At 37.0% G+C, this 13,526-nt stretch carries 5 protein-coding genes; 1 reads left to right on the forward strand and 4 read right to left on the reverse strand.

The window, feature by feature from the left end; all coding sequences use genetic code 11:
* Positions 1-167 precede the first annotated feature (167 nt).
* Together H8744_RS12280 and H8744_RS12285 are read right to left on the reverse strand one after the other, a co-directional pair.
* Positions 168-3,815 carry a hypothetical protein gene (locus tag H8744_RS12280; RefSeq protein WP_262435108.1) on the reverse strand — a complete coding sequence of 1,216 codons (3,648 nt, stop codon included), beginning with the start codon at positions 3,813-3,815 and terminating at the stop codon, positions 168-170.
* 28 nt (positions 3,816-3,843) lie between these two features.
* Positions 3,844-5,169 (reverse strand): T9SS type A sorting domain-containing protein, encoded by a 1,326-nt coding sequence (locus H8744_RS12285; protein ID WP_262435109.1) that lies wholly within the window; start codon positions 5,167-5,169, stop codon positions 3,844-3,846.
* Positions 5,170-5,672: 503 nt separating this feature from the next.
* Here H8744_RS12285 and H8744_RS12290 point away from each other — a divergent pair.
* Positions 5,673-7,136, forward strand: coding sequence for an AraC family transcriptional regulator (locus tag H8744_RS12290; protein ID WP_262436270.1), 1,464 nt, complete (start codon positions 5,673-5,675; stop codon positions 7,134-7,136).
* A 42-nt stretch (positions 7,137-7,178) separates the two neighbouring features.
* Here the strand turns inward: H8744_RS12290 and H8744_RS12295 are convergent, their stop codons facing one another.
* Together H8744_RS12295 and H8744_RS12300 are read right to left on the reverse strand one after the other, a co-directional pair.
* Positions 7,179-9,047 (reverse strand): Omp28-related outer membrane protein, encoded by a 1,869-nt coding sequence (locus tag H8744_RS12295; protein ID WP_262435110.1) that lies wholly within the window; start codon positions 9,045-9,047, stop codon positions 7,179-7,181.
* Between the two features lie 271 nt (positions 9,048-9,318).
* Complete coding sequence (locus H8744_RS12300; protein WP_262435111.1) at positions 9,319-13,521, reverse strand: carboxypeptidase regulatory-like domain-containing protein; 4,203 nt, start codon at positions 13,519-13,521, stop codon at positions 9,319-9,321.
* Positions 13,522-13,526: the final 5 nt, after the last annotated feature.

The following is a 13,526-nucleotide window of genomic DNA, read 5'->3' on the forward strand; positions in this document are numbered from 1 at the left end:
GTGAGAGTGGTATGGATTTTTTGTAATCACTCTATTGACCTTAAGAATTCTCAAATAAAATAAGTGGGCTAATAAACAAATGAAGAGTAAAATTGACGATGAAATCAATTTTACTCTTCACTAGTTTTAGATTAGAAAGAGTTTCCAAATACTCTTGATTAGTGTTATTATTTAACCAGTACCTTATATGTTTTGGCTACATTTTCTTTTATCACTTTTACAAAATATATACCAGTTGTTAGATTTGTATTTAGCGGGCAGACTGTTCCTAACTGATTGTAAATTGTAACGGAAGAGTATTCACCGTTTATGTAAATCTTACTTTCGTTGGCATATACAAAAACATCATTCATGATTTCATTAGACTTAACGGACGCAAAAGGAATTTCAAGTAGGGTGATGTTACTTATCTGTAATTCGCCATAGGTTCGTTCAATATCTCCTTCATCATTTATTTCTTCAAAAGAATTACAATAGAATCCAAGATAATAATTGTCTTTTGCGGGAACATTGAATATCACGCTATAAGTGACAAGTTCCTTGTTACCTCCACCGATACTATCGATTACTGCTACCGGAACAGTTTGTGATTCGGGAGTTCTGTCTTGTCCGACAGTGATTTGTAAACGTTCTAAAATTTTGGGACCGAGGAGTCCTGAGCGTGCTTTGAAAGATAGTACATAAGACTTATCGTTTTTGAATTGGATCAATGGCGAATAAGCCCAACTATTACATTCTTTTTCCCACTGGTGAATTAATCCACAATAATTTTCTCCCATTCCAAAATAACCGACAATCCATGAGCCGTTTAAAGTCCAAAGTCCGGCTTCGGCATCATTCATAAAGTCACAAGAATAAGGGGGAGTGAAAGGATTACCTGCTGTTGCTGAATTGGATATACCTACGCCACCTTCACCTTTTGTGGAATATGCAGTTACTTCATAGGTGTAATAATTCATCATAGGTACTTCATCTGTAATGCTGTTTCCCTTATAATCGATCTTTATAGTTTTGTTATCCGGCTGTCTTATTATCTTGTATTTTAAGTTTTCCGGATTGAACCAACCGGTATTTAAACCGATGGTAGGTGCTTCCCAAGTGATGGCTGCATGGGCACCGTCAACGGTAAGTGTCACATTGGTTGGAGCAGCAGGAACGTCTTCACCGATGTATTTGAAAATGGCTGAAGGTTCGCTTGCTTCTTCACCGTTGTAAATCCTTACAACATAATTATGGAAGCCGATAGTCGGTTCATCCGTATATGTATTTTGTTTACCGGGAGTTTGTTCTTCCGTTAATGTGGCTATAACAGCTCCGTCACGTGAAATTTCAATTTTTGTTATTGCAGTCAAATCCTCATTGCCGTTGTTTTTTGTCGGATTTGTCCATGATAACAGGGCTGTTAATGCACCATTATCACCAGGTGTTACAGTGAAGTCGGTTACTTTGGCCGGAATTGAAGCTGAATGTTCAAATGGAATGTATAAGCCGCAAAGTTTATCTCTTCCTGGGAAGATTCTGGTATCTGTCACTTTCTTTGAAGCATAATCAAATTGCGACATGGCTGCTTTGGAAGCTTCTCGTGTTTCTTTGTTTGCTTGCGTGAAGTAAGTACAATATAAAGCTTCTGTTGCATGATCGAATTCCATGGATGCCGGGAAAGTCGGTTCGACGATGATTCCGGTTTCCATGACGGTTTCGTATGCGCCTGTCAATTTGTTTAGTTTCCGTAATTCGCCTTGTTGAGTGAGGGCATAAAGTTGTCCGTCCATCGTGCAAGCAATACCACGATATTCCGTATCTAATTTGGCTATGGCTTTCAACTCATACGACTCCATATCCATGGAGTAAAGTTTGCAATAGGTGTTGAGTAATGAACCGACAAATTGTGGATCTGGCTCACCTTCCATTGATATGGCATACATGGTGGCTGTGGAATAATCATAAGTAATGTCCCATAATAGTGGCTCATTCTCCATGCTTTTAATATTGGCCATTGTGCCATTTTCCAAATTTACTGTAGCCAGATCGGTAGTTTTAGCTCCATAGCCATAAGGAGTGGTCTTGACTGCATAATAGATACCATTGGCTCCCGTTGCAGCAGCGATGCTTTCTGTATTGAATTTGCCGATTGGGGTCACTGATACTAGATTGGCGGGATCAAAAGTAACGAATCCGTTATCTTCATCATGTGTATTGCTGAACATACTGAATGCATACCATGTTGCGGTGGGCTTGGCATCTATTGTCGGAAAATAAAGACCTATGACCTGTTCACCGTTTTTGAAAGTATTGTTGTTTGATATTTTTCCGGTAGCGGGATCGATAGTTGCCATATGCCCTTTTCCGTCTTTATCCGTATAACTCCAATAAAGTGTCAGTGTTGATAGGTCGAATTCCATGTCCATTGGTGAGGTGGCATTATAAAGGCTGGAATCAATTGATGAAATTTTTTCTTTCATACCTCCTTTGACATATATGATACAGAATTCTCCGCCTTCTGTTATACCCATTGCTTGACCGCTTGGAAGGATTGCCATTGCAAGATATTTATCATCGAAATTAATTTTATTGATAGCAACCCCGGTCTCGAGATTGAAAGAATATAAGTAACTTCCCTTATTTATATTTTCTTCTTTTGAAGAATCGGCTATTCCGTAAAGGGTCTTGTTCATGGGGTCATAAGCCATATCTTTAAAAGTAAGATCTGAAATTTTCGTGTTACCGGTTCCTACGCGAGAATAGTTTCCTCCGTTTTTATCCATTCTGTAGAGGAAGAATCCTTCTGCATCCTGACCAATAAAATAAATGCTGTCTTTATCGTTTACATATGAGGCTGCTTGGGGGATATTCAGTAAAGCATATTGCTGGACTGATTTAGTTCCGTCTTGAACGGCATTGGCGTTGAATGAACGGAATTCTGCCTTATTGGCGGAAAATGGAGTCGGCTTATCAGCTTCTTCTGTAAGTGAAAATCCGAATGCTTCTCTTGTATTGAGATCTGGATCTGGTTTCGGATCAGGCTTTCCGCTGTTTACTTCTGCAAAACAAAGACCAATAATTTCTTCTCCATTAGGGAGTGTTTTCTTATCGCTTATTTCTCCTGTTGCAGGATCGAGCTTATAAAGAAATGACTCGTATGAACCCCCATCAGTATATATCCAATATAGAGTATTTGTTTCTGTGTCGAAATCCAATGATTGATTTAAACTCCCGTCTTCTAATGAAGTTAGTGAATCTTTAATGGGAGTTTCAGTTGCATTTTCTCCTTCCAAATTGATTTTAATGAATTTTCCTAACCAGGTTATTCCATACAATTGCCCGTCAGGTGAGCATGCCATTGAATGATATTTATTATTTAAGGTTGCTTTTTTCGTAAGAATTCCACTTGTCAAATCTACTGTATAAAGGTCACTTGTAGAAAATGACGGTGATATTGCATACATTGTATGGGTCTTGATATCATAAGTCATATCAACGAAACTGGTGACGGTGAGTGGATCGCCTATCTTTTCATATTCTTTATCTCCAAGCAGGCTGACTTTTTGAAGATAAGTCTTACGTGCTGCATCTTGAGCTATCAAATAGTAGGTGTCTTCGGCATAAGCCGCAGCCATAGGTTTAAATCCTTGAAAATCTTGGATTTTCGTAACTCCGTCTTCGGCTAGATTGATATTGAAAGAACAAAGAAATTTGTCGCCTGATCCGTATGAGTCATCAATAACAAATCCATATGCTAATCTCTCGGCATATGCGTTTGAACAAAATAAAATACTCAATAAAATGCTCAAAAGGATGAAATAATGTTTTTTCATGTGCGTATTTTTTAGATTGATAAAATATTTAGTTTGTAATAGCTATTTTGAAAGTACGGACATTTTTTCCTTTCATTATTTTAATAAAGTAGATGCCGTTTGACAAATTAGAAGTGTCCATATAATCTTTCGCGTGTTTGTCGGTAAGTATGCAACTGCCGGTGTTGTTATACAGACTTGCGGAAGTATATTCACCCTGAATATGTAAGAGATGAGAAGTGGCATCATATGTTACATTTATGTCCAAGTCTGCTTTAGCTGTAGCAATTGATGTAATCTCAGGAAGTTTTGATTCATCCAAAACGATAATCCAAGGTTCGCGAGCTTCATCATAATAACCTATTCCACAAATGACATTACCATCTGCTGAGATCGAGCTGATACTCCAGAAAGAGTCATTAGGAGCTTCTATATTATAAGTTTCTTTCATCCATGTATCAAAGTCATGATAGACTCCGTCAAAAATAATGAAAGGATGCCGATCTATTGTCATTTGATCGGAAAGTTCTACAAAACCGACAGCTATTTTACCATCATTAGTGATACCTGTTACATAGCCCATTTTAGTCTCTTTCGGACAATCTACCATTATGAGACCATCTTCTTCAGACCAAAGGTAGGGCTTAGATGCCGGACTTACCATGCCTTTCCCACAACTGCCCCCAATGAATTTTCCATTTGCGGATACAACCATTCCTGAACCGTTAAAATTCAAAGTATCTATCTTTTCTTCATTCATCCAGATTATGTTTTTTCCATACATTGAACCATCATACCAACCGCATGCTACATTGCCATCATCGGACATGTATGTTAAACCGGCACCCTGTTTAGCATCATATATAGGTAATTTTTTTATAATTTTCCCATCTTCTCCCCAGATAACAGGTTCATACTTTGTCATGGAAACAGTCCCGGTTTGTGCATCATAAAAGGGAATAGTCCCACCCATAAGTTTTCCGTCTCCGGATATAACGTTAATACCACCATCCCATCCATCTCCATTCAGAGCCAGAGGACGTTCTACTGCCATCCATTTTCCTTCTTTATAGACTCCGGGTACAATACATTCAACGTCCGGATCATAGAATTTTCCCACTATTATTTTTCCATTATCACTCACGTCTTTTACATCATTGTATGGTGAATCGGATATGACTTTAGTCTCTCCTGTTTTTGTGTCGACTAAATATGCTTTTGTATATGCCGGATTAGTACCTACGACAAATCTGCCGTTGTTGGATACTGTTTTATACCAAGAGCCAGCATAAATTTCATCATAAATCACTTTCGGTTGTGCTAGTAAACCAAGCGGAAGTGCCAAAGAGAAAAGTAATAATAATTGTTTTTTCATACTCGTTATATTTATTTTTTATTAGAAATGGTAATCGCAAAGTTAGGGATCGGCATAAAATAGAGACACTTTTGTTGCCTTGAATTTGCACTAAATCATGATATAGAAAGTAAAATATAGAAGATGTTTCGTTATAATCTTATTATATCTTGTTGACTATAACTAATAGCAATATTTGAGATAATAATATAATTTTAATATCGTAGTTTTAAATCAAAAGTTATATTTTTGTATCTAATCTGAAATATCGAAAACTTAATATTCATTCTGTTATGCGTAAATATTTGCTCTTATGTTTGGTTGCATTATTGGGAATTATCATTTTGTATGTATTTGTGAATTACAGAACTGGTTATAGTCGATTATATAAGTATTTCGAGAATTTGCATGATGTTGCATTGGTTGAAATGGGAAATTCGTATTATAAACGAAATTCTTTAGACAGTGCGATGATTCTTTATTCTATTGTTTGCAGTAAGTATAACTCTGGGTTGCCTGATGAAATGAAACGTTTATATGCCCATAGTTTTAATCGATGTGGTTCAATATATTTGCGTTATAACAACTATACAAAAGGTCTTAGAATGTTTCTTAATTCTTTGGATATTTGTGAGGAAACAGACGATCAGGAATATACTTCTAAAATATATAATAACATTGCTAATGTATACTATTTGTTTAAGGATTATGAGACATCCAGTAAGTTTTGTGAAAAAGCTTACGAACTTGGAGTGAAGAATCACGATAAGGAGATGCAAAATATTGCATTGAAGAATCAAATCGGACTTGACTGTTTTTTGGGAGATTACGAAAAGGTACAGGAGCATTTGAAATTATTTAATCGCTTACAAACAAATGATATATATACCTTTCATTATTATCAATGTATAAGTAATGGTGCAATTAACCTGAAACAACAAAAATTTAGTGAAGCATTGGTTGATTTTCATACATCCTCTTTTTACGCTGATAGTTGCGCTACACCCAAAAGAATGAAATATGCGTCTTTATCCAATTTATCAAAGACTTTTTTATATATGCAACGTTCAGATTCAGCTATTTATTATTTAAAAAAAGCGGAGGAAATAGCCTCTTCTAATGATCAGTATTTGAATCTGTTAGTTGAATGTTATGATGATTTTGCGGAGATTTATAAGAATACCAATAATGCTTCTCTGTATTTGGAGTATAAAAAACGTTTTCTCAATGTAGCCGATTCGATATTGAATATGCAGAAATTCAGTCGGATTAAGGATATGCAGTTCTTTCATGAAATGGATAAGGTTGAAAAGCGAGTTTATTATTTGAATGAAATGCAATCTTTAAAAGATGAACAGATCAAGTTCCAACAATTTGTTTTAATGACGGTTGCATGTGCTTTCGTCATTATTTTATTGCTTTCTGTGATACTCAGCATACAGAATAAAAAACTAAAAAAGGCGAATAACGAATTGTTTAATAGAAATATAGAGATGCTGAAATTTGATGATGAAGAAAAAAAGAAGCGTTGGCAGGCATGTAATGAGAATGAAGGGGAGGAGGATTCTCCTGAAATCATTCAGAAAGTGAAATATCAAGGCAGCGTGATTAGTGACGAAGAAAAGAGACAGTTGCAAGAAGCTATACAAAATGTGATGGATAATACATTGGAATATTGTTCTGTAGATTTCAATTTGGATAAAATGGCATCATTGGTAAACTCTCGTACCAAATATGTTTCTCAAGTGATTAATGAATGTTATGGAAAAAATTTTAATATATTTATTAATGAGTATCGTATAAAAGAGGCTTGCCGGAAATTGATTGACGTAGATAATTATGGTAGTTATACGATTGCTCATATAGCTGAAAGTGTGGGCTTTAAATCGAATGCCAATTTTAATGTGACATTCAAAAAGATGACAGGTATTACACCGTCTATGTATCAGTCCATAGCCAAAAAACGTAAGAATCAACCGGAAGCATAAATTGATATATTCCTAACCAGGAAACGGTAAGTTGTACCTTTTTTAGTTGTTTAAGATGATCTTATAAGTTTTATTTTCTCTTTGTTTTTGTATTTGGAGGAGGTAAACTCCTTTGGGCAAAGTTTCAGTTGATATATGTTGTATTGGTTTTGAACTTTGCTTCAGGCAGGTTCCGGATAAATTGAATAATTTGAAACTATCATAGTCTCCTTGGATGCTGATTGCTTTTCCGGAGTTAATTACTGAAAACGGTATAGTTGTATGTTGCTGGATGGCTGATGAATTACCCGTTAATTTGGCTTGTGCAGTATTGTAAATGGAGCAATTGTTTACATCATTAGGGTTATAATTGGACACAAAAGCAATTGCATACATTTCGTCACAATTCATGGATTCATTGATAGTGGTGTGATAATCGGCTGTAAAACCTTTATTGAGATTGACAGACTCTCCCCATGTATCGGTCAGCACTTCACGAAGGACGTGCTGGTGATAATAGGCTTTACCTGCTGAGCCGGATTGGGTATTGGTATAAATGTTATTTTCAGTGAGGAAAACGAATAGCTTACTGTTATTTCCGGTTAATGGCAGAAGTCGTTTGCCTTGTACATGAAATGTGGCGTTTCGGTTTACCGCATCATATTCTACGGACAAGGTAATTGTTGCGAAAGCCGGTATGTCCAATGCATTCTCCACTAATTCTGTAGTAAGCTTTGTGGCACTGAAGACTGGAGAGTTGCTTGATAAACTGCTATTGTAGGAAGATTGGTTATGACGGTCGAGCATAATGGAAGGGGCAGAAGTCGTACCGTTGTAGAACCATTCATAGTCGAGGCTTTCCTGGATGCTGTATTTGTCCGATCCGAATCCGGCATGATGCTCTACGGTTACAATTTGCGGATTATCATTAATGACGGATTCCAAATGGTTATGGCCTTCCGGACAATTGGGACATCGTTCGGTTGAAAATATTTCCAGTAATACATTTCGTGGAGTAAATGAATCCACGCATCCTACTGTATAAACGGATGAAACATTGTCGGACGGATATATATCTTTTTGACCGTTGAGCTCATCAACGGATATTTCTACAATAAATTCCCCCACATTCGGAAATGAAAGATGTTGTGTCTGAAATTGGTACGAGCTTTCATAGGGGATATTAACATCATGAATAGTCTCTGCCATCCAATTTCCGTTGTCTAGCCGATAATTTACGTTGAAACTGTTAATTGTTGCTGTTCCCATATTGGTAAATTCCCCTGAAAGGGTCATGTTCTTGCCAAGTTCTGCATAAGTCAGGAGTTCCGTTTGATTTAATGTGATATTATATTTGGGTAATTGTTCGCCTTTTACAATACCCTGAATGGCTAATGCCGAATTGTTTTGTGCTTGTATCCATTTGCCATTTTGATAACACCAATCCATGGAGGTATCATTATTAGGAGTTAATCTGCTTATACCGCTTTTATTCGAGGCATAATATTCATAACCGATATAAACATCCTCTCCATCCATATGGAATGGGGTTGTGAGTGGGATGTGATTCCACATAGAGACAATGTTTGTTACGGTTTGTTCATAATCATAGGGCTTGTTTAAGTCTTTTGTTATAAAGACTTTCAGTCCGTTATCTGAGAAATAGACATTTTGGGCAATGGCGAATTTAATAATGGAGATATAGTTCCCTTTGCATGGAATCATTTGTGATGCTGGAATATGAATGGCTACGGCACGTTTTAAGTTATTACTTTGGTCAGGGTTGGGTGAACTGTCATATCCTTCCAATATATCATCCGAATGTCCTAACCTGATAAAATCGGAAAATTCTTCAGTGGCATATAAAGAGATGACAAAAGGAACAACCAACAAAAGCAACGTTGCAAACCGGAACATCATGTGATTTTTCATATTGGATTGATAAATAATGATTTTTGCAAATATATGAATCAGTATCAGTTCCTTTGCTTTTAAATCTTTCTTATTTACTCTAGATCATGATTTAGAAAATGAAAATGCTAATCAGTTATACTTAAGAAATGGGATGATAATGCCGTGATGCAATACTAGGTTGAAGTTTACTTTAATGTTGGGTGAATATAAAATTTTAAATCGATAAACTTCAGCCTCAGAAAAACGAAAACTTTTCTGAGGCTGAAGTTAAATGTGATAATTGAATCAATTATTTTCTGATTTCTATTTTCCGGATAATAAGATTTGTTCCCGTATTTATTCGTAAGATATAAAGTCCATCGTTTAGATGAGCGATATTAATCTTATGTGTTTCTTTTGCATGATACAATTCTTTACCCGATAGATCAAATAATGAGACTTCCGTTACCTGGCCTTTGATATAAATGGTTTCGGAAGCGGGATTTGGATAGATTAGGATCAAATCTTTTTCAGCATCTGAAATACCGATGGTCGCTTTTCGTAAATTTTCAGAGTATAAAGGTTGTGATACCTTTCCATCAATGAATACGGCTTTTACGGCATAAGTATATTCGCTGTTTTCAAGATTTGTCCAATCCTTATCAGCATATGAAAGTACTTCTGTGGGTTGCTCTGTAAGCAGTATCCATTTAGTCGGTATTTCTTTGTCAGCTGTTTTCATCCGGTAAAGTAGATAGGTCACAGCAGGTAGTTCCGGTATATCTTGTTCCGGATTATAAATCATCGCATTTGCCCGTAACATAAAGTTCTGTTTGAACCCTCGGGATTCCACTGTATAGTATTCTTTAGTAACGTAATCGAAAATATACTGGCAACCGGAAGAGAAATTGCTACCGTCATCTGTTGCCAAATAGGCATGATCGGAGAACCGAGTACCGACAATATAGCCGTAAGGTGCTTTTACCGGAGTAGGTAACTGGTATGTATTCCATTGATTATCGATATTTTGAATGTTTTCTTCAGAGACTAATATTTCGTTGGTCGGTTTTCCTTCTTCATTTAAAGCTAGAATATAAATATTTATATTATCATTGGTAGATGCCAGAGAAGGAATAGTATACCAACTTACACTATAGATAACGGCAGGCATATGATATGCACTTCCGAGTAATGTATTCCCAGTGATATTGGGGATTTCAAGTCCGGAAGTTTGTATGCCGTTATCGTATTTAAATTCTGTAGTATACAGGGGTTTGTTCCAACTTATATTCATCACATTATCTTCTTCTTTTGAAGTGAGGGCGGATGGAGGACATATAATCGGATTCATGGTAATATCAGATAGGGCAACATCCTGATTGTTGATGGACACATTTCCGGTATACAATTCATACCCGGCTGCCAATATTCTTAATCGGTAGTTTTCCGACCGGTATACCGAAGGAATTTCGAAGTTCCCATTTTCATCCGTTTCTGTTTTATACCGGGTGTAACCATCGATCGAAAGTAAAGCATTTCCGACAGGCGTGTTGCTGATACCTGTCACTTTTCCTGATAATTTATAGGTCGGAATGGCTGATAGTGTGATGTCTTGGCGGGTACTTTCTCCTTCGGTTATTGTTATATTCACACTAGCATTATCGAGGCCGATAACTGTTGGCCGGACATCTATTTTATAATCTCCTTTCAGTAGATAACTGAATTCATATATTCCGTTTTGATCTGTAAAAGTGCTGACATGGCTATCTTTTATTTCTACTTTGGCTTGTTCCACAGGTTTTCCGTCATAGGTTACTTTCCCGGTCAATATACCTCCTTCGTTCGTTTTGATTAGCAGTTGCATATAATTGATCATGGATGAAACCTGAATTTCATTGACATTTATTATACCGTTATCATTATTGATTACAGCTGTCCGGGGAATGTCCGGGAAGTTTTGCGCATAGAAAGTCACTTTTTCTATAGAGGGGTCTCGAACTTTCTGATTAAGCACACATAAATTTTCGCCTGTATAATAATAGGGAGTATCCAGTACGATGTTAAGTTTATTTTCCCCTTTTTCAAAAGTGAGATCACCTTCGTAGACTAGAACCATTTCTTCTTCTGGTATCCACCCTTCACTGATTTCCTCCCGGTTGGTGTTCAGCATGAATATCCGTACATGCTTGCCGGTCAATACGCGGTTGGAATTATTTTGGTAAATATAGGCGATTTCTTTTATTAGTCCGCTGGAGAAATTGATTTCATCTCTACGATAAATCACTTCCGAATAACTATAAGCCTTTCCATCGAATCCGTAAGGCAGTATACTGTTTTTGTTTTCTTTATTACCGATTTCTATCCAATCTTCTCCGGTTAGTTTAATGGAAATTTCCATAGGGAGAGAAAGGTTGTTTTGCACGTTAATATCATTCTTGCAAATTACTCTGGCTGAAATATGGGTTGCTGTAATTGTCTCCGGAGTCCATTTTAACTCAATGGTCTTGGTAACTTCCACCGGCAGTTCTTCAGATATGGTTTGCGTGGTTAAAACATTTTGTTTTTGATCGATCAACTGTATCTCAAAGTCTTTTTGTGCAGCTTTGCCATTATTGAATACATCTATCTGGTAGGTATATTCTTTGCCCACTGTCAGATTGTTCTCACCGTTGACTGATCGGATGGCAAGATCAGTTTCTCCGTAAGGCTCAATAAGTATGTTCTTAATCTTTAGTCCGAACTGGTCTTTCAGTGAATATACATGCATTCCTATGCAGTAATCACCCGATTCATCGACCTTTACCAAGATGGCACGTGTTTCATACTCGGTATTACTGAAAGATTCTAAAGTTTCCAACGCAATGTTTTGTCCTGAAGGATCGCATTCTTTTCCCATGGTAACAGCAAAGTTTTCTACCGAGTTAAAAACGGAAGGTGCCAGTATATCATATTTTAGGCGATACTCCGTGCTTTTATCAAATTTCAGGGGAACTGAAATTATCCATTCGTCAGCATCCATTCTCATTGAATAAGTATAAGAAAATTCGGAACCATTGAATAACCAGGTTTTGTTATCACCGTTTACGTTGAATATGCTCCATTGTGCGGCATCAAATTCGGTATTGAAATTCGGATAATAAGGTAAATTTAATGCTTCTCCTATCAAGAGTGTATCGGAAGTTATCACTTCGCTTTCACCGATTTCATTATAACAAGATACCTGGTAATAGTAATTATTTGCTTTCTCTATCTGGTCGTCAGTAAAATGGGTGTCAGTGATACCAGTATACTTTTTTTGTCCCGGCATCCGGATGATTGTATATTCAAGTGTCGTTTCATCCAGATTGCCTCCGTGTTTCCCTGTGGTCGGTGCGATCCAGGAAAGAATGGCTTTATTGTTTTCTTTCGTAATTTGTAAATTTCCGATTGTAGACGGGCTGTCTTTTCCAACATAGATGGAGACGGATGCTTCTATACTTTTTCCTACAGAATTGCAGGCAACAAGGGTGTACTTCATCATCCCGTTTAAAGAATTGTTTCCATCTGTCCATTCGGCTCTTTTCCCGATTCCGGGAGTTTCGATCGTATGAACCTTTTCTCCGTTCCGGTAAATATCTATTGCAGTCAGTTCAGTCAGGTTGGCTCCGCTAAAAGTTTTATCGGGATTGTTCCAGGTCAATGTAACGGAAGAGTTTTTGTTTTCGGCCTTTAAATCGTTTACTTGTGCCGGAGCATTGTCTTCTGCCAGTTTAAATGGAATATACAGAGCGCACAACAGAGCATTCCCCTGGGTAGTACGGCGTGATTCTACCTTGGCGGTTTGTTTATCTAATTTTATGAAGAAAGAGGTGGCATTATTATCAAAGCCGCTCCAATACAATTGCCCGTCGGTATGGTCGAATTCCAGGGATTGTTGGTTTTTGATTGAAACTCCCGTATTGCCTATAAGCTGTAAGGTTCCGTCTGTTTTGTTTATTTTATAAAGATTGGCTTGCGAACCGATTCCATACATTTCACCACCGTATGTACAAGCAATAGCAGCTATTTTATCCGACAAAACCGCTACTTCTTCTATATTTCCATCAGACAGATTTATTTTAATCAGAGTGGGAGAAGTGGGCATTCCATAATTGGAGGTCATTACTCCGTACATAGTAGAGGTGGAATAGTCATAGGTCATGTCTGTGCATCCGTACGCCCGGGAACTGATTGCATCTGACAAATTTCCTGATGTAAAATCTATTATGGATAAACCTATCGGCATCAGACCTTGTGGGTCGTCTGATACGTAACAATAATATTTCCCATTGGCAAATGCACCTCCGAAAGGTGTGTAATATAACCTGGAAATCAATTCCATTTTCTCTTTATCTTCCGTGTCGAATTTGTATAGACCTGTGCTGAGTCCAGAAGAACTTCCAATGAGATATCCATACGCATCTTTAGCATACATGCCGTTGAACAGGCTTTGTAGCATTACAACGATACAAAAAAAGTAATGTCTCTTCTTCATAAATA

The sequence above is a fragment of the Jilunia laotingensis genome (assembly GCF_014385165.1).
In the GTDB taxonomy this organism is placed as follows: Bacteria; Bacteroidota; Bacteroidia; order Bacteroidales; family Bacteroidaceae; genus Bacteroides; species Bacteroides laotingensis.